This is a genomic window from Pseudomonas sp. CCI3.1 (assembly GCF_034313985.1).
Taxonomy (GTDB): domain Bacteria; phylum Pseudomonadota; class Gammaproteobacteria; order Pseudomonadales; family Pseudomonadaceae; genus Aquipseudomonas; species Aquipseudomonas psychrophila.
Map to the genome: position 1 here is coordinate 4,657,347 of NZ_JAVIWO010000001.1, position 23,198 is coordinate 4,680,544.

Annotated in this window: 22 protein-coding genes; 15 read left to right on the forward strand and 7 right to left on the reverse strand. The window is 57.6% G+C overall.

Annotated features, from left to right (window positions below; genetic code table 11):
* The first annotated feature begins 71 nt into the window (after positions 1 to 71).
* On the forward strand, positions 72 to 308 hold the full coding sequence (locus RGV06_RS21415; protein ID WP_048350880.1) for a glutaredoxin family protein: 237 nt from the start codon (positions 72 to 74) through the stop codon (positions 306 to 308).
* A gap of 99 nt (positions 309 to 407) precedes the next feature.
* Positions 408 to 1,298, forward strand: a complete 891-nt coding sequence (locus RGV06_RS21420) for a pseudouridine synthase (protein ID WP_322151238.1) — start codon at positions 408 to 410, stop codon at positions 1,296 to 1,298.
* Positions 1,299 to 1,372: 74 nt separating this feature from the next.
* Here the strand turns inward: RGV06_RS21420 and RGV06_RS21425 are convergent, their stop codons facing one another.
* Both RGV06_RS21425 and mobA read right to left on the reverse strand, forming a co-directional pair.
* The gene (locus RGV06_RS21425; protein WP_019827467.1) at positions 1,373 to 1,594 is read right to left on the reverse strand and encodes a YgdI/YgdR family lipoprotein; all 222 of its coding nucleotides are present in this window, start codon (positions 1,592 to 1,594) and stop codon (positions 1,373 to 1,375) included.
* Between the two features lie 104 nt (positions 1,595 to 1,698).
* Positions 1,699 to 2,268, reverse strand: a complete 570-nt coding sequence (gene mobA / locus RGV06_RS21430; protein ID WP_019827468.1) for a molybdenum cofactor guanylyltransferase MobA — start codon at positions 2,266 to 2,268, stop codon at positions 1,699 to 1,701.
* A 78-nt stretch (positions 2,269 to 2,346) separates the two neighbouring features.
* On the opposite strand from mobA, the gene moaB reads away from it, so the two are divergent.
* Positions 2,347 to 2,886, forward strand: a complete 540-nt coding sequence (moaB, locus tag RGV06_RS21435; RefSeq protein WP_019827469.1) for a molybdenum cofactor biosynthesis protein B — start codon at positions 2,347 to 2,349, stop codon at positions 2,884 to 2,886.
* Positions 2,870 to 4,096, forward strand: coding sequence for a gephyrin-like molybdotransferase Glp (gene glp / locus RGV06_RS21440; RefSeq protein ID WP_322151241.1), 1,227 nt, complete (start codon positions 2,870 to 2,872; stop codon positions 4,094 to 4,096). Before moaB ends, glp begins: the two co-directional genes overlap by 17 nt.
* Positions 4,097 to 4,166: 70 nt before the next feature.
* On the opposite strand, the gene RGV06_RS21445 is transcribed toward glp, so the two are convergent.
* The gene (locus RGV06_RS21445) at positions 4,167 to 5,612 is read right to left on the reverse strand and encodes a mannose-1-phosphate guanylyltransferase/mannose-6-phosphate isomerase (protein WP_019827471.1); all 1,446 of its coding nucleotides are present in this window, start codon (positions 5,610 to 5,612) and stop codon (positions 4,167 to 4,169) included.
* A 158-nt stretch (positions 5,613 to 5,770) separates the two neighbouring features.
* On the opposite strand from RGV06_RS21445, the gene yegS reads away from it, so the two are divergent.
* The 3 genes from yegS to RGV06_RS21460 all read left to right on the forward strand — a co-directional run bounded on the left by yegS (position 5,771) and on the right by RGV06_RS21460 (position 8,573).
* Positions 5,771 to 6,664: a lipid kinase YegS gene (yegS, locus tag RGV06_RS21450; protein WP_019827472.1), complete on the forward strand. Its 894-nt coding sequence runs from the start codon at positions 5,771 to 5,773 to the stop codon at positions 6,662 to 6,664.
* A gap of 95 nt (positions 6,665 to 6,759) precedes the next feature.
* A complete protein-coding gene (locus RGV06_RS21455) occupies positions 6,760 to 7,695 on the forward strand; it encodes a chemotaxis protein CheV (RefSeq protein ID WP_019827473.1) in 936 nt (311 codons plus the stop codon).
* A gap of 71 nt (positions 7,696 to 7,766) precedes the next feature.
* A complete protein-coding gene (locus RGV06_RS21460; RefSeq protein WP_322151243.1) occupies positions 7,767 to 8,573 on the forward strand; it encodes an MOSC domain-containing protein in 807 nt (268 codons plus the stop codon).
* A 168-nt stretch (positions 8,574 to 8,741) separates the two neighbouring features.
* On the opposite strand, the gene RGV06_RS21465 is transcribed toward RGV06_RS21460, so the two are convergent.
* Entirely contained in the window at positions 8,742 to 10,670 is a 1,929-nt protein-coding gene (locus RGV06_RS21465; RefSeq protein ID WP_019827475.1) for a transglycosylase SLT domain-containing protein, read from the reverse strand.
* Positions 10,671 to 10,885: 215 nt separating this feature from the next.
* On the opposite strand from RGV06_RS21465, the gene RGV06_RS21470 reads away from it, so the two are divergent.
* The gene (locus tag RGV06_RS21470) at positions 10,886 to 12,802 is read left to right on the forward strand and encodes an ATP-binding cassette domain-containing protein (RefSeq protein WP_322151245.1); all 1,917 of its coding nucleotides are present in this window, start codon (positions 10,886 to 10,888) and stop codon (positions 12,800 to 12,802) included.
* A 77-nt stretch (positions 12,803 to 12,879) separates the two neighbouring features.
* Here RGV06_RS21470 and RGV06_RS21475 read toward each other — a convergent pair whose 3' ends face one another.
* Positions 12,880 to 13,320: a universal stress protein gene (locus RGV06_RS21475; protein ID WP_019827477.1), complete on the reverse strand. Its 441-nt coding sequence runs from the start codon at positions 13,318 to 13,320 to the stop codon at positions 12,880 to 12,882.
* 103 nt (positions 13,321 to 13,423) lie between these two features.
* Here RGV06_RS21475 and RGV06_RS21480 point away from each other — a divergent pair, with 103 nt between their 5' ends.
* The 7 genes from RGV06_RS21480 (at position 13,424) to RGV06_RS21510 (ending at position 21,907) form a co-directional block, all read left to right on the forward strand.
* Positions 13,424 to 13,861 carry a hypothetical protein gene (locus RGV06_RS21480; RefSeq protein ID WP_322151247.1) on the forward strand — a complete coding sequence of 146 codons (438 nt, stop codon included), beginning with the start codon at positions 13,424 to 13,426 and terminating at the stop codon, positions 13,859 to 13,861.
* Between the two features lie 407 nt (positions 13,862 to 14,268).
* Complete coding sequence (fadB, locus tag RGV06_RS21485; RefSeq protein WP_019827479.1) at positions 14,269 to 16,416, forward strand: fatty acid oxidation complex subunit alpha FadB; 2,148 nt, start codon at positions 14,269 to 14,271, stop codon at positions 16,414 to 16,416.
* A 27-nt stretch (positions 16,417 to 16,443) separates the two neighbouring features.
* Positions 16,444 to 17,619 carry an acetyl-CoA C-acyltransferase FadA gene (gene fadA / locus RGV06_RS21490; protein WP_019827480.1) on the forward strand — a complete coding sequence of 392 codons (1,176 nt, stop codon included), beginning with the start codon at positions 16,444 to 16,446 and terminating at the stop codon, positions 17,617 to 17,619.
* A gap of 87 nt (positions 17,620 to 17,706) precedes the next feature.
* On the forward strand, positions 17,707 to 17,943 hold the full coding sequence (locus RGV06_RS21495) for a DUF1653 domain-containing protein (protein WP_046809664.1): 237 nt from the start codon (positions 17,707 to 17,709) through the stop codon (positions 17,941 to 17,943).
* A gap of 114 nt (positions 17,944 to 18,057) precedes the next feature.
* Positions 18,058 to 20,685: a type I DNA topoisomerase gene (gene topA / locus RGV06_RS21500; RefSeq protein WP_322151251.1), complete on the forward strand. Its 2,628-nt coding sequence runs from the start codon at positions 18,058 to 18,060 to the stop codon at positions 20,683 to 20,685.
* 347 nt (positions 20,686 to 21,032) lie between these two features.
* Complete coding sequence (locus tag RGV06_RS21505; RefSeq protein ID WP_046809673.1) at positions 21,033 to 21,554, forward strand: DUF6586 family protein; 522 nt, start codon at positions 21,033 to 21,035, stop codon at positions 21,552 to 21,554.
* Positions 21,555 to 21,673: 119 nt separating this feature from the next.
* Positions 21,674 to 21,907 (forward strand): hypothetical protein, encoded by a 234-nt coding sequence (locus RGV06_RS21510; protein ID WP_019827484.1) that lies wholly within the window; start codon positions 21,674 to 21,676, stop codon positions 21,905 to 21,907.
* A 69-nt stretch (positions 21,908 to 21,976) separates the two neighbouring features.
* Here RGV06_RS21510 and sulA read toward each other — a convergent pair whose 3' ends face one another.
* Together sulA and lexA are read right to left on the reverse strand one after the other, a co-directional pair.
* Complete coding sequence (sulA, locus tag RGV06_RS21515) at positions 21,977 to 22,450, reverse strand: SOS-induced cell division inhibitor SulA (RefSeq protein ID WP_019827485.1); 474 nt, start codon at positions 22,448 to 22,450, stop codon at positions 21,977 to 21,979.
* Positions 22,451 to 22,460: 10 nt separating this feature from the next.
* Positions 22,461 to 23,069 carry a transcriptional repressor LexA gene (gene lexA, locus RGV06_RS21520; protein WP_019827486.1) on the reverse strand — a complete coding sequence of 203 codons (609 nt, stop codon included), beginning with the start codon at positions 23,067 to 23,069 and terminating at the stop codon, positions 22,461 to 22,463.
* Between the last annotated feature and the right edge of the window lie 129 nt (positions 23,070 to 23,198).

Sequence of the window (23,198 nt, forward strand, 5' to 3'; positions counted from 1 at the left end):
GTGTCTGCTGCAGGTCGACGTCTTGGGCCAAGGCTCTTAAAATAAGTACTTTATTAATCAGGTCGTTATTTATGCCTCCCGAATGTCAATTGTTCGGCACCCTGGGCTGTCACCTGTGTGAACTGGCCGAAGCGATTCTAATGCCTTTGGTTGAGCATGGGCTGATGGTCGAGCTGGTCGATATCGCCGACAGCGACGCGCTGTTTGAAACCTACGGTTTGCTGATCCCCGTATTGCGCCGGATCGATACTGGCCAAGAGTTGGGCTGGCCGTTCGATACCGAGCAGGTAGTGAGCTTTCTGGGGTAAACCCTGCCGTGTTTTGCAGGCGCGACCACGACGAAACGTGAACAGGCCTCTGGTCTTTGCGCGATAATCGCCAACTGCATTTATCGCCTGAGTGTTCCTATGTCGCCCCAGCCTTTCAACGCCGCCGAGCATCAAGCCAGCACTTTGTATCTGCCGCCGGGCAGTTGGCAGACGGTGCTCGACTGTCTGTGTGAGCACTTTCGTGCCATCAGCCGCGATCAGTGGCTCGACCGAATTGCCCGTGGCCGGGTGCTGGATGCCAACGGTGCGCCTATCAGCCCGCAGTTGGCCTACAAGGAAGGGCTGCGCATTCACTACTTTCGCGAAGTCCCGAACGAAACACCGATCCCTGTGCAGGAAACCATTCTGTACGCAGATGAGCATCTGGTGGTCGCGGACAAACCGCACTTTCTACCCGTGACTCCGGCGGGTGAATATGTCGAACAAACGCTGTTGCGACGCTTGATTCGAACGCTGGATAACCCGCATCTGGTTCCGCTGCATCGGATCGACCGGCACACGGCAGGCCTGGTGTTGTTTTCGGCCAACCCTGAGACTCGCTCGGCGTATCAGTCGTTATTCCCCACGCGAAAGATCGAAAAGCGCTACGAGGCCATTGCTCGAGCCTTGCCTGATCTAGAGCTGCCGCGTGTGCACAAAAGTCGTTTGGTGGAGGGCGAGCCCTTTTTCCGCATGCAAGAAGGGAAGGGCGTCAGCAACACTGAAACCTTGGTCGATATCTGTGAGAAAAAGGGTGAGTTGTGGCGCTACGCACTGTATCCCGTGACCGGAAAAAAGCATCAATTGCGGGTGCATATGGCGGCACTGGGGGCGGGAATCTGCAATGACCCTTTCTATCCGGACGTGATCAAGGATGCAGTCGATGACTATGCCAATCCGCTAAAACTGTTGGCACAAAGCCTGCGCTTTGCAGACCCACTGACGGGGGAAGAGCGTTTTTTTGAGAGCCGGATCCGGCTGGACTGGTAAAGCAAAACCCGCACAAGGGTAAGGCCGTTCACGATATGTGCGGGAGCGAGCCGGCTCGCTCCCGCGGAGCCGGATTACAGCTCTTTAACGGTGCGAATCTGGTCTTTGTTGATGCGGGTTTCTTTACCGTCCAATTGCTCGAACTGATAGAAACCGGAGGCATCATCGTACTTTGGCGAATCGACTGTCTGGATTTCACGGCCGTCGTTCAGAGTGATCACTGAAGGCGAAGAACAGCCAGCAAGGGCGGCCAGGCCAGCAGCAAGCATAAGGGCGGCGAGAGTCCGGTGAGTCATGGTGTATCTCCAACAAGTGAATGTGCTGTTATAGATTACTGTCCCTGAGACGTATACATCGTCTGCAAGTTCCATTGCTAGTGTCTGGCGGACACCAGCACGGTTTATTCCAGTAAGTCCGGAGTGTTGAAATTGATCAGTCGAGGGTCATTTTCAGCGCATTGCCAAGCCCGCGCATTGAGCTGGAGCATGATTTTGCGCGGACTGCGCTCACCTGCTAGCCATGCGGCTTCGAAGGCGGGCGCCAGCGTAGTCGGAATCACGCACAGCAGCGGTTCCCAATGTTCGCCATGGCGCACCATCACCGGTTGATCCGGGTGTTCACTGGCTGCGCCAAGCAGGGCACCAAGCAAATCACTGTCAATGTTGGGTACGTCGCAGGGCAGCACCAGTAAGTGCGAATGCCGGGCTGCGGCAAGGCCGGCACGAATCCCCGCCAAAGGCCCGTCAAAGTCATCATTGCCATCACTGATCAGTTGATCGGCATAGAGTGCGTATCGATCGTGGTTGCGATTACACGAAATGATCAGGTCATCGGTCAGCGGTCTTGCGACGCGCTGCGCGAACTCGATCAGTGGCTTGCCCTGCCATGTCACCAGACCTTTGTCCTGGCCGCCCATGCGCTGGCCGCGTCCGCCCGCCAGCAGCAAAATGGAGCATTGAAACTGGCCCATGAGGTACTCCGCACAACCAGCGAAAAGAAGGGCTGTGATATAACACCGGGCTGTTTATCCTACAACTGGACCTCGTCTATGAAAGCCAAGGTTGATGCACCTTTCGTCCCTCTGAACATCGCTGTTCTGACCGTCAGTGACACCCGAACCCTCGAAACCGATACCTCTGGCCAGGTCTTTGTCGACCGCCTGAGCGATGCCGGGCACAACCTGGCGGCGCGGGTGTTGCTCAAGGACGACCTGTATAAAATTCGCGCCCAGGTCGCCACCTGGATTGCCGAAGATGTGGTGCAAGTGGTGCTGATTACCGGCGGCACCGGCTTTACGGCCCGCGACAGCACGCCGGAAGCCGTGAGCTGTTTGCTGGACAAACAGGTAGATGGCTTCGGCGAGTTGTTTCGTCAGATCTCGGTGGCCGACATCGGCACTTCGACCGTGCAATCCAGGGCACTGGCCGGTCTGGCCAATGGCACGCTGGTGTGTTGCCTTCCGGGGTCGACCAATGCGGTACGCACCGGTTGGGACGCAATCCTGGCCGAGCAACTGGACTCCCGTCATCGTCCCTGCAACTTCGTCGCCCATTTGAAGCAGGCGCCGGCCTGTGGCACCCGTGGATAAGCCGGGCCGTACGGGCGAGTTGATGCCTGTCGAAGTGGCGTTGGCGCGCCTGCTGGCGCTGGCTGAAGCTGCGCCGATCCTGGGCACCGAGTCGGTCCTCCTGGCTGCGAGCGAAGGCCGGGTCTTGGCCCATGACCTGATTTCAAGCCTTGACCTGCCGCCCTGGCCTAACAGTGCCATGGACGGTTATGCCCTGAATATGGCGGATTGGTCGGGCGAGCCGCTAATGGTCAGCCAACGTATTTTTGCTGGCGCTGCCCCGGAACCGTTGGCCCCGGGAACGTGTGCCCGAATCTTTACTGGCGCGCCGGTGCCGGCGGGTGCGAACTGCGTCGAGATGCAGGAAAACACTCAGGTACAGGCCGACGGTCGAGTGGTCTTTACCCACGCATTGCGTGCAGGTCAGAACATTCGTCCACAAGGGCAGGAAACCACCATTGGGGAAGTCGTCCTGTCGGCTGGCACCCGCTTGGGGCCGATTGAGCAGGGCCTGGCGGCGTCCTTGGGGTGCGCGGCGCTGGAGGTGATTCGGCGGGTCAAAGTCGCGGTGTTGTCCACGGGCGATGAGTTGGTTGAACCGGGCCTGCCGTTAGGGCCGGGGCAAATCTACAACAGCAACCGCGTGTTGCTGTGCAGCTGGCTGACGCGACTGGGTTGTGAGGTGGTCGATGCGGGTATTTTGCCCGATGACTTGGCAGCGACTCGTCAGCGCTTGGGTGAGTTGGGCGCTGTCGACCTGATTTTGTCCACGGGCGGAGTGTCGGTGGGCGAGGCGGATTTTTTAGGGATTGCGCTTCGCGAAGAAGGCGAGCTCGCCTTGTGGAAATTGGCGATCAAACCGGGAAAACCCCTGACCTGCGGGCACTTTCGCGGTGTGCCGGTGATCGGTTTGCCGGGCAATCCGGCGTCGACCCTGGTGACGTTCGCGTTGCTTGCACGGCCTTACCTGCTACGCCTTCAGGGCGTGCAGGCCGTCGAACCGCTCAAATTCCAGGTGCCTGCGGGGTTCGTCTGGCCCAAGGCGGGCAATCGTCGCGAGTATCTGCGTGGGCGGTTGGAGCAGGGGCGTGCGGTGATCTACAAAAACCAGAGTTCGGGCGTCTTGCGCAGCGCGGCATGGGCCGAGGGGCTGGTGGAAGTCCTCGAAGAACGCACTCTGGTTGAAGGGGACTGGGTTGGGTTTATCCCGCTGAGTGAAGTGCTGGTGTAACGCTTTGTGGGGTGGGGCTTGTAGCAGCTGCCGTATCACGCCGAACGGAGCCTCGTTCCTACGGCAGCGGCTATGTAATCGGCACCCGACCATACAGGTCGGTCAGGCGAACGATGTCGTCTTCGCCCACGTACTCGCCGCTTTGCACTTCAATCATTACCAGATCAACTTCTCCTGCGTTGCTCAGTCGATGAGGGCTGCCGGGTTTGATAAAGGTGGACTCATTGGTGGCGAGGGCAAAGTCGAGATCACCATTGATCACCTGCGCTGTGCCGCTGACCACGATCCAGTGTTCGCTGCGTTGCTGATGGACTTGCAATGACAGCGCGGCCTGAGGCTTGACCACGATGCGCTTGATCTTGAACCCCGGACCTTCCTCCAGCACGGTGTAAGTACCCCAGGGCCGAGTTACGGTACGGTGCAGGCGATAAGCTTCGTGGCCCTGAAGTTTGAGCGTCTGGGCGATATGCCTGACGTCCTGACTGCGTCTGGCATCGGCAACGAGCAGAGCATCCGGCGTGTCGATAATGATCAGGTCATTAAGACCCACCCCGCCCACCAGGCGCTTGGGCGAATCGATGTAGCAGTTGTGCACATCGTGCAGCACGTTCTGGCCATTGCACTGGTTGCCATTGGCATCTGCGGGGCTTAACTCGCGCACCGCCTGCCATGAGCCGATATCGCTCCAGCCCAGTTGGCAAGGCACTACGGCGACTTTTTGCGAGTGTTCCATCAACGCGTAATCGATGGAGATATCGGGTACCAGGGCAAAGTTTTGGCTATCCAGTTCCAGGTGGCGCTGCTGTTTGCCCTGGAACACCTGGCTGTGCTCCAGGCAGTTGATCACTGTGGCCAGAATGTGGGGCGCGTGGGTCTGGAATTCGCGCAGCACACTGTCGACCCGCATACAAAACATGCCGCTGTTCCACACATGCAAGCCACCCTCAAGGTAGTCCCGGGCTGTTCGGGCGTCAGGTTTCTCAACAAACCGCTCGACCTTAAAGCCGTCGCTGCCCAGCGTCTGGCCTTTTTCGATATAACCAAAGCCGGTTTCAGCCCGGGTTGGCAAAATGCCAAAGGTCACCAGCCAGCCCTGGTCCGCCAGGTGCCGGGCGCTGTCTACCGCCCGGCCGAAAGCGGCAATATCGGTAATCAGGTGATCGGCGGGCAGGACCAGCAGTTGGGCGTCCTCGCCGTAACGCCGGGCCACGTGCAAGGCAGCCGCCGCGATGGCCGGGGCAGTGTTGCGGCCAAAGGGCTCGAGGATAAAGTCCAGCTCTACACCGGAGGCGTTCAGTGGGCGATAGTCGTCGAGCGTGCGGAAAAACACGTCCCGATTGGTAACGGTCAGCAGCCGATCCACGTCACGCAGCCCGATTGCGCGACTGAACGTCTTCTGCAACAAGCTCTCGCCATCTGGCAGGCACATAAAGGGCTTTGGCATGGCCTCTCGTGACACTGGCCACAGCCGGGTGCCAGCGCCACCAGCGATGATGCAGGGAACGAGTGTGCTCATTCAAAACGCCTCTAGAATCTTTGGATTGCTGTCAGATCGTGAAGTCTGACGGGTTCTGCGGCTTTGATCGACCTGTGGATGTTAAATCACGGGGGTATGAGTCGTTTTTGTCGGGCTGTTGTCCAAGCTGTTAGACCGAATATGTCGAGGGATGGAACATGAGTGCAGGTAAGGCGTTTTTGATTCTGCATGGCAAGCAAGCACTCAATGAAGAGGTGCGGGCGGCCGTTGAGCAGCAGCGTGAGGCGGGGTGGGAGTTGGCGGTACGCCTGACGTGGGAGGCCGGAGATGCGCAGCGTTTGGTGCAGGAGGCGCTGGACGCTGGTTACACCCACCTGATTGCAGGCGGGGGGGATGGCACCCTGCGGGATATTTGTGAGGCCATGGCGCTCGCCGATACCGAGGCCAGCCTGGTGCCGTTGCCGTTGGGCACCGCCAATGATTTTGCGCGGGCGGCGGGCGTCTCGCTGGAGCCGAGCGAAGCCCTGGCCTTGCTGAATGTGCCGGCCAGGGCTATCGACCTGGGCGAGGTGGGCGGTCAGTTGTTTTTGAACATGGCCACGGGGGGCTTTGGCAGTCAGGTTACAGCCAACACCTCGGAAGACCTGAAAAAGGTGCTGGGTGGCGCGGCCTATCTATTTACCGGGCTGACGCGCTTCAGTGAACTGCACGCGGCTTACGCCGAGTTACAGGGGCCGGACTTTCACTGGAAAGGAGAGTTGCTGGCGCTCGGGATCGGCAACGGCCGTCAGGCTGGAGGAGGGCAAGTGCTGTGCCCTGAAGCCCTGGCCGATGATGGCATGCTGGATATCAGTATTTTGCCTGCCCCCCAGGAAATTGTAGGCACCCTGAAAAGCCTTATGGCAGAGGGCTGGGGGCTGGATAACCTGTTTGTTCGGGCGCGCTTGCCCTGGGTTGAGATCAAGGCGGCCGAGGGTCTCTCAATGAATCTCGATGGCGAGCCGCTGGAGGGTGATGCCATGCGGTTCACCGTGCGCAAGAGTGCATTGAAGGTTCACTTGCCCGAGGGCTCGCCTTTGCTTGGACAGTAAGTGCCTGCGGGTTGGTTGATGGCTATCCGACATCAAGTTTCCGAGCGTCCGGCCGATAACGACAGTCATCAAGTCCCCACGCTCAGGAGTTACTCATGGCCGGCATTCTCGACACGGTAGACCAGCGCACTCAGTTGGTGGGCGCAAACCGGCTGGAGCTTCTTATGTTTCGTTTGGCCGGTCGGCAGTTGTTCGCGATCAACGTGTTCAAGGTGCAAGAGGTTTTGCAATTACCCAAGCTGACGCTCATGCCACACCGCCACCCCCATGTGTGTGGAGTGGTCAATTTGCGCGGCAAGACCCTGCCGGTGATCGACCTGTCCCGGGCGATTGGTATGCGGGCCCTGGTGCCGGGCCCGGACAGCACGATTATCGTCACCGAATACAACCGCTCGGTGCAGGCTTTCCTGGTGGGCGGGGTCGATCGCATCGTCAATATGAACTGGGAGGCCATCCTGCCACCGCCCACGAGTGCGGGCCGCCAGCATTACTTGACGGCCATCAGCAAGGTTGACGAGCAACTGGTCGAAATCATCGACGTGGAAAAAGTCCTGGCCGAGATCGTGCCGTACAACGCCAAAGTCTCCCGTGAGAACCTTTCTGATCCGATCTTTGAACAGGTGCGTGGACGTGAGGTGCTACTGGTTGACGACTCCAGCGTGGCGTTGGCGCAACTGCGCGAAACGCTCTCGCAGTTGGGGGTCAAGATGCATATCGCCAGCGATGGTCTTAAGGCATTGAATCTGCTCAAGGGCTGGGCTGATACGGGCCAGGTCATGACCGACAAGCTGCTGATGATTTTCACCGATGCCGAAATGCCGGAAATGGACGGCTACCGTCTGACCACTGAAATCCGCAACGATCCGCGTTTGCGCGGCTTGTATGTGGTGCTGCATACCTCCCTGTCGGGCAGTTTCAATGAGTCGATGGTTAAAAAGGTCGGCTGCGACAATTTCCTGTCCAAATTTCAGCCTGACAAGCTGGTGGATGTTGTCCGCCAGCGTCTGATGCTGGATCAAATCCCTGCATGAAACCTTGTGTCTTTGCTTTGGGGATCTGCTCGTATATTGTGGCTTTTTTTACCAGGCAGGGAGCATGAACCATGCTGCGTCTAAGCGCGCTTTATCGTTTTCCACTTAAGTCCGGCAAAGGCGAAAGCCTGCTCCAGGCCCGGCTGGACAAGCTGGGGCTGGTTGGTGATCGACGCTGGATGCTGGTGGATCAAGCTAGCGGGCGCTTTCTTACCCAGCGTGCGGACCCCAAAATGAGCCAGCTCTCGGCGCTCTGGAACGCTTCGGGCGGCTTGACCCTGAATGCCCAGGGCTTTGAGGCACTGGACGTTGCGGTGCCGGAGATCGACACGGATCTGCGGGGTGTCACCATCTGGCGCGACACCCTGCGGGTACCGGATGCGGGCGATGTCGCCGCCGATTGGCTTAGTCGTTTTATCGAAAAACCAGTGCGTCTGGTACATGTACCGCTTGAGCGTGCGCGGACCACTGAGGCGGGGTATGGCCGTGATGATGACAAGGTCGCGTTTGCCGATGGCTACCCGCTCTTGCTGATTGGTCAGGCGTCGCTGGACGACATTTCACACAAGGTCGGACGACCTTTGGATATGCTGCGTTTCCGGCCCAACCTGGTAATCGAAGGCAGCGAAGCCTTTGCCGAAGACGGCTGGAAGCGCATCCGCATTGGTGATGTCGAGTTTCGTCTGGTCAAGTCCTGCTCGCGTTGCATCCTGACCACCATCGACCCGTACACCGGTATCCGCGATGAACAGCGCGAACCGTTGGCAACCCTGATGACCTATCGCAAGCAGGACGACGGCATCATGTTCGGTCAGAACCTGGTGAACGATGGCAGTGGCGTGCTGGAAGTCGGGATGCCGGTGACAATCCTGGAATAGAGCCAAACCTCGTAGCAGCTGCCGAAGGAACGAGGCTGCGTCCGGCGACTTAGTCGTCGTAAAACCAGATTGCGCGATTTAACAGAATAACCGCGTAATCTGGTTTTACGACCGCTTCGCGCTCGGGCGCAGCCTCGTTCCTTCGGCAGCTGCTACGGGATCTATGTATTACTGATCATCAAAAAACCGTTCATGCCAGTCGACTACGGGTTGTGGCGCGTTGAGCTTCTGCCCGTAGATCACCGAATAAGACAGCACGTTCTGTACGTACTGGCGAGTTTCGTCGAAAGGGATGCTTTCGATCCAGACATCAAAGCCCAGATGGTTGGCGCCCTTGAGCCACTGGCGAACGCGACCTGGCCCTGCGTTGTAAGCCGCTGAAGCCAGTACCCGGTTACCGTTGAACTGGCCATGCACCTGGCTCAGGTAAGCCGCGCCCAGCTGGATATTTTTGTCGGGGTTCAGCACTTGCTGCGGGGACGCCAACGGGATATTGAATTTACGCGCCGTCTCTTTGGCAGTGGCTGGCATCAACTGCATCAGCCCGCTGGCGCCTACACCGGATCGGGCGTCGTCCATAAAGGCACTTTCTTGACGGGTAATGGCGAATACCCAGCTTGAGTGCAAGCCACGAACCTTGGCTTCACGTACCAGTGTGTCGCGGTGGGCCATTGGGAAGCGAATATCCAGATCATCCCAATACTGTGCCTGACTGATGGTTCGAATAGCCGGGAAGTACCACTTAAGGTCGTAGGCAAGCTTGGCCTGGGCGACCATTTCATCGCGGCTGAACAGACGGCTGACGTAGTACCACTCGCGACGACCATCGACGATTTGCCCGCGATCATGGAACTCCAGTGCGCGCTGGACACCCGGAGTGTTGCGCACTTTTTTGATCAGTTGCGGGCTCAGCATCAGGGGCCGGTTGTTGAGCTGGTAAGGGGTCTGGGCACGGTCTGCGGCCAGGAAGCCGTAAAAATCACGCTCATTGGCGACTTTTTTGAACAGGGCCAGCGCTTGCGGGTTTTTCGGTTCGGCCAACTCAAGGCTGCGGGCCTGCCAGTAGCGCCAGCGGCTGGTGGTCGCCAGGTCCTGGGGCAGTTTGCGGGTCAACTGGTAGGCGTCTTCCCAACGGCCCAGACGCAGCAGCAGGCGCAGGCGCCATTCGGTGACGGTGTTGTCCCGAAGCTCCGGGTCATATTTGGTCATGATATCCAGGCCGCGACTGTCGTAGCGGCGGGCGAATGTCAGACCGATTTCCCGGGCGATGGCGACTTTTTCGTCGCGTGAGAAATGCATGTTGGTGGCGTAGGTGTCGAGCAGTGACGCGGCTTTTTCCGGATCTTGCCGGGCCAGGCGGCGCAGCCCCAGGCCTACGGCGTCAGACATGGCTTCGCTGGCTGGCGCAAAACGTGAAGGCTGGCTCAGCATGTCGGGTTTTTGCGCCACATCAATCATCAGCTTGGCCTGTGGGCCCAGCGTGGTGAGGCCATTGGCCAGAGAGGTCGCCAATGCGTAATTGCGAGCTTCGGCTGCCAGCTTGACCCGCTGCCAGCGTTTTTGCTCGGTCAACTGGCCTTCGGCGGCCCATTGGCTGAACAGCGCGTCGCATGCAGCTGGCTGCGCTTTACCCACCAGCCACAGTTTTTCGGCGTTGGCATAGCCTTCTGCCTTGCGGTTGTGTTGCAGCTCATATTGGCCGTTGAGGCAGTCCAGCTCGGTGAAATTGAGTTTTGGGTCGTAATACTTGGCGAAGGTAGCCCAGTCGCCACGGTCTGCCAGCCAGCGCAGCCAGCGCAGTTTCATCCAGTTGGCTTGAGGCAGGTCGCCGTGGTCGGCCAAAAACTGCTCAATTTCGGTGTTACTGGCTGACTTCAGGCGGGCGGTCAGTTCGTCATAGGCGAGATAGGGCGTCAGCGGATAGCTGCGCAGAGCCGCGGCATTTTGAAAATAAGGCCCGGAGTTACCTTTGGCCAAGGCGCTCTTGGCCTGGTCGTAGAGTTGGCGTTGTTGAGTAAGGTCTGCGCCATGGGCGGCTTGCACGGCACAGCTGGTGAGAAGCAGGCAGGATAAAAAGTTGAAGAGACGACTGCGCATGAGGCTTCCGTACTGATAAAAAACGCGACGAGCACAGGTGTTGTCTGCACTGATTATTTCCTAGCTTAGCCTTTTGCCAGCAGCACGTGAAAGCCCGGTCGACTAACCGACACAACTTGGCGGTAAAAGAAGGCAAGTGGACTGCGTACACGAAATACCCGGCCGCCTGGGGGTTCAAATCAGGTAGAATACGCGCCCAGTTTTTGGAGAAGCTCATGACCCTGCTCAAATTCAGCGATGTGTCCCTTGCTTTCGGCTCTATGCCGTTGTTGGACAAGGTGTCCTGGCAGATCGCCCGTGGAGAGCGGGTGTGCATCATCGGCCGCAACGGTACCGGCAAGTCCAGCATGATGAAGCTGGTTAAAGGTGATCAAAAACCCGATGACGGCTCTGTTTGGCGCGCGCCCGGCCTCAAGATTGGCGAATTGCCGCAAGAGTTGCCGGTAGCCGACGAGCGGACCGTGTTCGACGTTGTGGCCGAAGGTCTGGACGGTGTTGGCGAGTTGCTGGCGCAGTACCATCATCTGAGCCAGAACATCGTGACCGATGCTGACCTGGACAAGCTGATGCATGTTCAGCAAGACCTTGAAGCCCGCGATGGCTGGCGCTTGCAGCAATTGGTAGACAGCACCCTGAGCCGTCTGCAGTTGCCTGCCGATAAAACGCTCGCCGAATTGTCTGGCGGCTGGCGTCGTCGCGTCCTGCTGGCGCAAGCACTGGTTTCCGAACCGGACTTGCTGCTGCTCGACGAACCGACCAACCACTTGGACATCGGCGCAATCGCGTGGCTGGAAGAGGCCCTGAAGGACTTCCAGGGCGCGGTTCTGTTTATTACCCACGACCGTTCATTCCTGCAAAATCTGGCCACCCGGATTCTGGAACTGGACCGTGGCGGCCTGATCGACTGGAACGGCGACTACGCCAGCTTCCTGGTCCATAAGGAAGCCACCCTGGCAGCTGAAGAAACCGCCAACGCGCTGTTTGACAAGCGACTGGCCCAGGAAGAAGTGTGGATCCGCCAGGGCATCAAGGCCCGTCGAACCCGTAACGAAGGTCGTGTACGCGCCCTTAAAGAGTTGCGTGTAGAGCGCAGCGAGCGTCGCGAGCGTACTGGCAAGGCCAACATCCAGCTGGATACGGCAGACAAGTCCGGCAAGCAAGTGATGGTGCTGGAAAACGTCAGCTTTGCTCACCCGGGTGGCCCGTTCCTGCTCAAGGACTTCTCGATGGTGCTCCAGCGTGGCGACCGTATCGGTCTGCTGGGTGCCAACGGTACAGGTAAAACCACGCTGCTCAAGCTGATGCTGGGTGGCCTGGTACCGACCGAGGGTACGGTTGAGGAAGGTACACGCATCGACGTGGCTTACTTCGATCAGTTGCGTCATCAGCTGGATCTGGAAAAAACCGTAATCGATAACGTGGCTGAAGGCCGCGACTTTATCGATATCGACGGTCAGAGCCGCCACGTACTCAGCTACCTGGGTGACTTCCTGTTCAGCCCTCAACGTGCCCGCACGCCGGTCAAGGCGCTGTCGGGTGGTGAGCGTGCGCGTCTGTTGCTGGCCAAGCTGTTCAGCAAGCCAGCCAACCTGCTGGTGCTCGATGAGCCTACCAACGACCTGGACGTTGAAACCCTGGAGCTGCTCGAAGAGGTCTTGCTGACCTTCAAGGGCACCGTGCTGATGGTCAGTCACGACCGGGCATTCCTCGACAACGTGGTAACCAGCACCCTGGTTTTCCAGGGCGAAGGCAAGGTTCGCGAATACGTAGGTGGCTATCAGGACTGGCTGCGTCAGGGCGGTTCGCCGCGCCTGCTGGGCGTGACCGAGAGCAAGTCCGGCAAGGCCGACTTGAACTCTGCCGTGGTCGAGGCTGCACCTGCTCCAGTCGCAGCGCAGGCTGCTCCCACCGCGAAAAAGAAGCTGAGCTACAAATTGCAGCGTGAGCTGGAATCGTTGCCGGCAGATATCGACGCGAAAGAGCAGGCAATTGCTGCGGTTGAAGCAGAGATGGCTGATGCAGGTTTTTATCTGTTGCCAGCTGCTAAAACGGCTGAAGTTATTGCCAGGCTCGAAACGTTGCAAGCTGAGCTTGAGCAACTGGTTGAGCGCTGGGCTGAGCTGGATGCCTGATTGATCGAGTGCTGAACTGAAAAAGCCCGGCCCTTTCACAAGGTGCCGGGCTTTTTTGTTGTTACATACAGATAAACTTAATCAGGTTTTTTCAGGCTGACAGCCAGTACGTCGCACGGAGCACCATGTAGAACGTCGTTGGCGGTAGAGCCCAGCAAAAGTGCGAGGCCGTGACGGCCGTGGCTGCCGACCACGATCAGGTCGCATTTTTGTGCTTTGGCCAGTGCATGGATTTCCTGGCGTGGCTGACCGTAGTTCAGGTGGCAGTAATCCTTGTGCAGTTGCGGGTACTTGGCGATCAAGCGCTCAAGCCGCTCCTTGGCCTGATCGAACTGTTGCTGCTGCAGTTGCGAGAGGTCCATGGGCACGTCGCCACCAAACGCCATCGCCATCGGTTCGACGATGTGTATCAGTGACAGTTTGGCACCGTTGGCCTTGGCGCTTTCACTCGCGCGATTGATCACGGGGTCGCACTCGTCGGTCAGGTCGACAGCGACCAAAATATGTTCGTAGGGCATGTGGGGTGCTCCTGTAGATGGCGATTAGTTATGAGTATGGCCCTTTTCCAGAGCCTTGGTTCAAGTCTGGGTCACTCGTTTATCACGTAATGAGAGTACAGATATGACGGTATGGATAGTGGTGTCAATCCTGGCACTGGTTCTGAGTCCCTTGGCCTGGCTGAGGCCTTCGCGGGGGCAGAGCGGGCGTATGGATTTGCGCATGGAGGCACGGCGCATTGGTTTGTCCATGCAGCTGGCGCCTCAGGAGTGGCCGTACTGGCTTGAGCCGCAGCCGCCCGGTTCCTGCGCGCAGTACCATCGCCCGCGCCGCAGTACTAAACCTGATGTTTGGTGCTATTGGCAATCGGCACCTGGAAAATGGCTCAATCGTTGGCAGGAAGAATGTGAGGATGAGCGCATGCTCGCGCAGTTCAAAAAGTTGCCAGCCAACGTCTATAAAGTTGAGGCTGATGCACAAATGATTGTGCTGGTGTGGGGCGAGAAGGGCGAGGCCCAGGTGCTGAAGGCGATTGATGAGGTGCTCAAGGCGCTGGCATGACCTTTGTGGAGCGCGCTTGCTCGCGATGGGATCGGCGTGGTGTGGCGGACAAACCGCGTCGTCTTAATCGCGAGCAAGCCCGCTCCCACAATTTTCACCTGAATGGCGCTTCAATGGTTTCGAGCACTCGAACCGCAGGTGTCTAAACTGACTGCCGGGTCGTTTTGTCATCATTGTTTTGGACAATTGACAATCGATCGCTTTTCCGTGAAGGTGTCGACACCCAAATCAAACGGGCGTATGAATTGAGTGTTTGTCATGTAAGACGGCTCTCATTTCCAACCCCGAATATCGCGTTTGCGGGTGTGTCTGGCGGATTGGCATCAACCTTGACGCAAAGGTCAATGGCAGCCAGACGCAGGCGTGCGACGTGTACTGTTCAGCTTCCATATCCTGGAGATCAGTTGATGATTTACGAAGGTAAAGCCATCACGGTTACGGCTCTTGAAAGTGGCATCGTCGAACTGAAGTTCGACCTCAAGGGTGAGTCCGTCAACAAATTCAACCGTCTAACCCTGAACGAATTGCGTCAGGCAGTGGATGCGATCAAGGCAGATGCTTCGATCAAGGGTGTCATCGTTTCCAGTGGTAAAGACGTCTTTATCGTGGGCGCCGACATCACCGAGTTCGTCGAAAACTTCAAGTTGCCGGACGCCGAGCTGATAGCAGGCAACCTCGAAGCCAACAAGATCTTCAGTGACTTCGAAGACCTCAACGTTCCTACCGTCGCGGCCATCAATGGCATCGCACTGGGCGGTGGTCTGGAGATGTGTCTGGCTGCTGACTTCCGGGTCATGGCTGACAGCGCCAAAATTGGTTTGCCAGAAGTCAAGCTGGGCATCTACCCGGGCTTTGGCGGCACGGTACGTCTTCCTCGTCTGATCGGCGTTGATAACGCTGTTGAGTGGATTGCCTCAGGAAAGGAAAACCGCGCAGAAGACGCGTTGAAAGTGAGCGCCGTTGATGCTGTGGTGACGGCTGACAAGCTGGGCGCTGCTGCGCTGGACCTGATCAAGCGCGCCATCAGTGGCGAGCTGGATTACAAGGCCAAGCGCCAACCCAAGCTTGAAAAGCTCAAGCTGAACGCAATCGAACAAATGATGGCTTTCGAAACCGCCAAAGGTTTTGTTGCCGGTCAGGCCGGTCCGAACTACCCGGCCCCGGTTGAAGCGATCAAGACCATCCAGAAAGCCGCGAACTTCGGTCGTGACAAGGCACTGGAGGTGGAAGCTGCAGGTTTCGCCAAGCTGGCCAAGACCTCGGCTTCGCAATGCTTGATCGGCTTGTTCCTGAATGATCAGGAGCTGAAGAAAAAAGCCAAGATCTACGACAAGATCGCCAAAGACGTGAAGCAGGCGGCCGTTCTGGGCGCAGGTATCATGGGTGGCGGTATTGCCTATCAGTCGGCCTCCAAAGGTACGCCGATCCTGATGAAAGACATCAACGAGCACGGCATCGAGCAGGGGCTTGCAGAAGCCGCCAAGTTGCTGGTGGGTCGCGTTGATAAAGGTCGCATGACCCCGGCGAAAATGGCCGAAGTGCTGAACGGCATTCGTCCTACTTTGTCTTACGGCGATTTCGGTAACGTTGACCTGGTGGTCGAAGCGGTAGTCGAAAATCCGAAGGTCAAACAGGCTGTTCTGGCGGAAGTGGAAAACCACGTTCGCGAAGACGCCATTCTGGCTTCCAACACCTCGACCATTTCCATCAGCCTGTTGGCCAAGGCCCTTAAGCGTCCGGAAAACTTCGTCGGCATGCACTTCTTCAACCCGGTGCACATGATGCCGCTGGTTGAAGTGATTCGTGGCGAAAAGTCCAGCGACCTGGCTGTTGCAACTACCGTTGCTTACGCCAAGAAAATGGGCAAAAACCCGATCGTGGTCAACGACTGCCCGGGCTTCCTGGTCAACCGCGTGCTGTTCCCTTACTTCGGCGGTTTCGCCCGACTGGTCAGTGCCGGTGTCGACTTCGTACGTATCGACAAGGTCATGGAAAAATTCGGCTGGCCAATGGGCCCGGCGTACCTGATGGACGTGGTCGGCATCGACACCGGCCACCATGGTCGCGACGTTATGGCTGAAGGCTTTCCGGATCGCATGAAAGACGATCGTCGTTCAGCGATTGACGCTCTGTACGAGGCCAAGCGCCTGGGTCAGAAGAACGGCAAGGGCTTCTACGCCTACGAAGAAGACAAGCGCGGCAAGCAGAAGAAAGTCGTTGATTCGAGTGTGCTTGAAGTCCTCAAGCCTATCGTTTACGAACAACGCGACGTGACCGATGAAGACATCATCAACTGGATGATGATCCCGTTGTGTCTTGAAACCGTGCGTTGCCTGGAAGACGGCATTGTTGAAACCGCAGCCGAAGCCGACATGGGCCTGGTCTATGGCATCGGCTTCCCGCTGTTCCGTGGCGGCGCCCTGCGTTACATCGATTCGATCGGTGTTGCAGAGTTTGTAGCACTGGCTGATCAGTACGCTGAACTGGGCGCGCTGTACCACCCGACTGCGAAGCTGCGTGAGATGGCCAAAAACGGCCAGAGCTTCTTCGGTTAAGCGCCCCATTAGAGTGAGAGTGAAATTATGAGCTTGAATCCTAGAGACGTGGTGATTGTAGACTTCGGTCGCACCCCGATGGGCCGCTCCAAGGGTGGCATGCACCGCAACACCCGTGCCGAAGACATGTCTGCGCACCTGATCAGCAAAGTGCTGGAGCGCAACAACAAGGTTGACCCGGGCGAAGTGGAAGACGTGATCTGGGGCTGTGTGAACCAGACCCTGGAACAAGGCTGGAACATCGCGCGCATGGCGTCGCTGATGACTCAGATCCCGCATACCTCCGCAGCTCAGACCGTGAGCCGCCTGTGCGGCTCGTCCATGAGCGCCCTGCACACTGCTGCGCAAGCGATCATGACCGGTAATGGTGACGTATTCGTGGTCGGTGGCGTCGAGCACATGGGGCACGTGAGCATGATGCACGGCGTCGACCCTAACCCGCACATGTCGCTGTACGCGGCAAAAGCCTCGGGCATGATGGGTTTGACCGCTGAAATGCTGGGCAAGATGCATGGCATCACCCGTGAGCAGCAGGATGCATTTGCTGTGCGTTCTCACCAGCTCGCGCACAAGGCGACGATTGAAGGCAAGTTCAAGGACGAAATCATCCCGATGCAGGGGTATGACGAAAATGGCTTCCTGAAGATGTTCGACTACGACGAAACCATTCGTCCGGAAACGACCCTGGAAAGCCTGGCAGCACTCAAGCCTGCGTTCAACCCGAAGGGGGGCACTGTGACAGCGGGTACTTCCTCGCAAATCACCGATGGTGCGTCATGCATGATCGTGATGTCTGCCCAGCGCGCAAAAGACCTGGGTCTTGAGCCGTTGGCAGTGATTCGTTCGATGGCGGTAGCGGGTGTGGATCCTGCAATCATGGGCTATGGTCCAGTACCGGCTACGCAAAAAGCGTTGAAGCGTGCAGGGTTGAATATGGCCGATATCGACTTCATTGAGCTCAACGAAGCTTTCGCCGCACAGGCCCTGCCAGTGCTGAAAGATTTGAAAGTGCTCGACAAGATGAATGAGAAGGTTAACCTGCACGGCGGTGCCATCGCACTGGGTCACCCATTTGGATGCTCAGGTGCTCGTATCTCCGGCACGTTGCTCAATGTAATGAAGCAAAATGGCGGCACTTTTGGGTTGTCCACCATGTGCATTGGTCTTGGCCAGGGCATTGCCACCGTCTTCGAACGCGTCTAAGCGTTGCGTTGATGGAAGCCGGGGCCTTGTGCCCCGGTTTTTGTTTTTAAGCGTGTTTATTTTTTTATTTTGCAGAGGGTCCGTAACATGCCGCTACAACCTGGGCTCTATCAGCACTACAAAGGTCCTCAATATCGGGTATTCAGTGTGGCTCGCCACTCTGAAACCGAAGAGGATGTGGTGTTCTACCAAGCCCTGTATGGCGATTACGGCTTTTGGGTGCGCCCGCTGAGCATGTTCCTGGAGTCAGTCATCGTTGAGGGCGAACACGTCCCGCGATTTGCCTTGATTCAGGCCGAACCCAGCCTTTTTTCCCGGCTATAAGGCAAGGTCGTGCAGAACCCTGTGCTTGACCTCACCTTGTAGCCACTATATATAGCGGTGCCGCGTCAGGCGCGAACCGCCTTTCACTTCTAGAATTCAGGAATTTTCTGATCCATGGGCAAATCGCTGGTCATTGTGGAATCCCCGGCTAAGGCCAAGACCATCAACAAGTACTTGGGTAACGAGTACGTGGTGAAGTCGAGTATCGGCCATATCCGAGACCTGCCCACCAGCGGTTCGGCTAGCGCCAGCAAAGAACCGGCTGCCAAGCGTGGCAAGGCAGCGGCAGGCGAAGCGCCGGCCCTGTCGCCAAAAGAGAAGGCTCAAAAGCAGCTGATCTCGCGCATGGGCGTCGATCCCGAACATGGCTGGAAAGCCAAGTACGAGATCCTGCCCGGCAAGGAAAAGGTCATCGAAGAGCTGCGCCGGCTCGCCAAGGATGCTGACACCATCTATCTCGCAACCGACTTGGATCGCGAGGGGGAAGCCATTGCCTGGCACCTGCGCGAAGCCATCGGTGGTGATGACAGCCGCTACAAGCGCGTGGTGTTCAACGAAATCACCAAAAAGGCGATCCAGGAAGCCTTCTCCAAGCCGGGCGAGCTGGACATCAACCGTGTTAACGCCCAGCAGGCCCGCCGCTTTCTCGATCGCGTAGTGGGTTACATGGTTTCACCGCTGCTGTGGGCCAAGGTTGCCCGTGGTCTGTCGGCAGGCCGTGTGCAGTCGGTAGCGGTAAAACTGGTGGTTGAGCGCGAGCGCGAAATTCGTGCGTTCAACCCTGAAGAGTACTGGGAAATTCACGCCGACCTTGGCACTGCCAAGGGTGCCAAGGTGCGCTTCGACGTCGCCCGTGAAAAAGGCGAGGCGTTCAAGCCGCTGAACGAAGCTCAGGCCATGGCTGCGCTGGAGAAGCTCAAGGCTTCCAATTACAGCATCGTCAAGCGTGAAGACAAACCGACCAGCAGCAAGCCGTCGGCGCCATTCATTACCTCCACCCTGCAACAGGCCGCGAGCAATCGCCTGGGGTACGGGGTGAAGAAAACCATGATGATGGCTCAGCGCTTGTATGAAGCGGGCTACATCACGTACATGCGTACCGACTCCACCAATCTGTCGGCCGATGCCGTCGAGATGGCGCGCACCTACATTGAAGGTGAGTTCGGCGCAGACTACCTGCCGCCGGCCCCGAACGTGTATAGCAGCAAGGAGGGTGCACAGGAGGCTCACGAAGCGATTCGTCCTTCAGATGTAAACATGCACCCAAGCAAGCTGTCGGGCATGGAGCGCGACGCTGAGCGCCTTTACGAGCTTATCTGGCGCCAGTTCGTGGCTTGTCAGATGCTGCCTGCTAAATACCTGTCGACCACCGTCAGCGTCGCGGCTGGCGATTTTGAGCTGCGAGCCAAGGGCCGCATCCTGAAATTCGACGGTTACACCCGCGTGATGCCACAAATTGCCAAGCCGGGCGACGACGACGTACTGCCAGATATGGCACAGGGCGATGTGCTGAAACTGATCGAGCTTGATCCAAGCCAGCATTTCACCAAGCCACCTGCGCGTTACTCCGAAGCCAGCCTGGTAAAAGAGATGGAAAAGCGCGGTATTGGTCGCCCATCGACCTATGCAGCGATCATTTCGACTATTCAGGATCGTGGTTACGTGGCGCTGCATAACCGCCGCTTCTACTCCGAAAAAATGGGCGATATCGTCACCGAGCGCTTGTCCGAGAGTTTCTCTGATCTGATGGACTACGGCTTCACTGCCGGCATGGAAGAGAACCTCGATGACGTGGCGCAAGGCGAGCGTGACTGGAAAAACGTGCTGGACGAGTTCTACGGCGACTTCAAGAAAAAGCTCGAAGTAGCCGCTGCGCCGGATGGCGGGATGCGTGCCAACCAGCCTGTGATGACTGATATTCCGTGTAAAGAATGTGGTCGTCCAATGCAGATTCGCACGGCTTCGACTGGCGTGTTCCTGGGGTGCTCGGGTTACAGCCTGCCGCCTAAAGAGCGTTGCAAGGCCACGGTCAATCTGGTGCCAGGCGACGAAATCGCAGCGGACGATGAAGGCGAGTCCGAATCGCTGGTGTTGTTGGGCAAGCACCGTTGCCCGATTTGCAGCACGGCCATGGATGCTTACCTGCTGGATGAGAAGCACAAGCTGCACATCTGCGGTAACAATCCGGATTGCGTCGGCTATGAAATTGAAGAAGGCAACTACCGTATCAAGGGCTATGAAGGTCCGAGCCTGGAGTGCGACAAGTGCGGCAGCGAGATGCAGCTAAAAACCGGCCGCTTCGGCAAGTTCTTCGGTTGCACCAACGCCGAGTGTAAAAACACCCGTAAATTGCTGAAGAGTGGTGAAGCCGCACCGCCGAAAATGGACCCGGTGAAAATGCCGGAGCTTAAATGCGAGAAGGTTAACGACACGTATATCCTGCGTGACGGTGCTTCAGGGTTGTTCCTGGCCGCGAGCCAATTTCCGAAAAACCGTGAGACCCGTGCTCCGTTGGTGATCGAAATTGTGCCGCACAAGGACGAGATCGATCCCAAGTATCACTTCCTGTGTGAAGCGCCGAAGAAAGACCCTGATGGGCGTCCTGCGGTGATTCGCTACAGTCGCAAAACCAAAGAGCAGTACGTGCAGACTGAAGTTGAAGGCAAGCCGACTGGCTGGCGTGCGTTCTACGACGGTAAGAGCTGGAAGGTTGAAGACAAGCGTAAAGAAAAAGACGCTTGATCTGAACTGAACGCTGAATAAAAAACCGCGCAAGGGCTATGCCTTGCGCGGTTTTTTTTGGCAGAAGCGCCCGTGAATATTCTTTTACGGATTGAACGGGGGAGGGCCATTCCTCGTAGCAGCTGCCGAAGGAACGAGGCTGCGTTCGGCGACGAAGTCGTCGTCTAACCAGATGCCGCTGTCCACCTGAAAGACCGCATGCTCCAGTTTTGCGACCGCTTCGCGCTCGAACGCAGCCTTCGTTCCTCGGCAGCTGCTACGAGACATATGTGCGACGCTTGCGCCAGCACCGCCTGATCCCTGAGACTGCACAAACTGCCATCACTCATTTGCTGTGGAGCGCCCGCATGGCTCACGAACTTTATACCCGCACCAATCAGAAGATCTATTTCGCTGGCCTGGCCCTTGAGGCCATGAACATGGCGGCTGACGGTCGTGCCATGAATGCTCAGGCGTTGGTTCAGGCTGAGCGCGAATCCGCGGTCTTTCATCTGTATGGGGCACTGCTTGGCTTGTGTCACGAGATAGCAGGCTTTTATCGGTTGTCACAGGCCAGTGCGCCTCGAGTCGAGTTGCTGCTCACCCAGCAAGTGCTGGACGAGAAGGCCATTCCTGAGTTGGCAGAGTTGGTTGAGCTGGCGCAGGCGCCGCAGACATGGCTGGCGCAACTGGTTGCGACCCACGCGGCCCTGTATCAGCCGCTACAGGCGCCAAAAAAGATTAAGGCGGATGTGTTCCAGCCCTTGATCGTTGCGGTCAATCTGGAGGATGAGGCAACCCAGGAGTTGAGTCGCGACACACTGGAAGAGTGGCGTCAGAACTTGAAAAGGCTGGCCATTCGGTTCCGTGATGGACTCAATGAGTGCTAAGGGTCTAAACCGAAACGGTACAGTCATTCATCAGTCTGTCAGCGAAAGCGCTACAGATCCCGGGAAATTTCCACGGGATGGCTGATATACTCCCGCGCTTTCGTGGAGAACAAATTTATATGCCAACGTCTTTTCTAGAAATTGTCGAGTTGCCAGACGGCCGTATCGAGTTGCGCCGAGCTGAGGACGAAGGGACTTTGGTAACGCTGAATTTTTCTGAAGATGCCAAGGCCTTTCTTCAGGGGCAACACGTAGAGGTGGCGAAAGCCATGCTTAGCGTTGGCGTACAAATGGCGGGCCGACTGGCCGAAGGCGAGCTCGAAAAAGACGATGGGCCACGCATTCTTCACTAAGCGCCCCTGACTGCTGCGCCACAGCCAGGCGAGTGCGTTCTGCACTGGCCCTGTGGCGGCATCAACGGTTTAACCCAAGCGAATATTCAAGCTCTGCCCGTTGCCGGTGCGTGCTGCGCTGATCAGCTGATGGCGCGCAGCGCTGGTCAGTGGGTTGATCCAGCTCACTACGGTGTGGCTACGTCCCAGCCGCAGCGCTTCGCAGGTCAGTTGCAAGGCGCTTTTATTGCCGTTGGGTTGCAGCAACAGAATACGTTCGCGATTCAATCCTGCGTCGCGTAACCAGCTTTGGGTCAGGCTCGCAGGCGGTGCAATCAGCGTCAGCCAACGGGCATTTTGATGCTCGCTCAGTTCGCGCAGCATAGGAGCAAGCAGGTTCAGGCAGTTTCCGGCGGCACCGCGTAGCGACAGTTCGCTGAACACTTCAGGCTCGGCGCTCCAGGGGGAATCGAGCACGTCCTTGATCGCGGGTGTCATGGGTTGTGCCATGAACGCCTCGAACAGGGTGAGTTGTGCTGGCAGCGGTGTATGTGGGAACTGCATGAAGCCTCCTTTAGCGGCGAATGACGCCGACACTCAAGCCTTCAATGACCAGTTCCTGGTCTTTGAGGTTGACTTCAATCGGGGCGAATTCAGGGTTCTCGGCGATTAGCCATACCTTGTTGCCTTCACGCTTGAAGCGTTTGACTGTCACTTCGTCGTCGATACGGGCCACGACAATCTGGCCGTTACGGGCTTCGCGACAGGTATGCACAGCAAGTAAATCGCCATCAAAGATGCCGACATCCTTCATGCTCATGCCTTGTACCCGCAGCAAGTAGTCGGCTCGAGGGTGGAAGAAGGTCGGGTTGATGTTGCATGACTCTTCGACGTGCTCCAGCGCAAGAATCGGGGCGCCAGCAGCCACTCGGCCAATAATGGGCAGGGTTGATTCGTCAGACTTGGCTTCGAAGCCAGGAATGCGAATGCCGCGCGAGGCGCCGGGGGTCATCTCGATCGCACCCTTGCGGGCAAGAGCCTTGAGGTGTTCTTCGGCGGCATTGGGGGATTTGAAGCCCAGCTCCTGTGCGATCTCGGCACGGGTGGGCGGGTATCCGTTGTCATCCAGGCATCGCTTGATGAAGGCCAGGATCTCAGCTTGGCGTGGCGTCAGTTTTAGCATGTTGATCGCTCTGTCTTTTTATACAGTGACTGGGATTATATACAGTGAAGGCTTATTGGCAATCATCCATTTCCAGCAGTCCGCTGGACGGTCATTAACACGTCGGGCGGCCCGCACTTTATCAGGTGG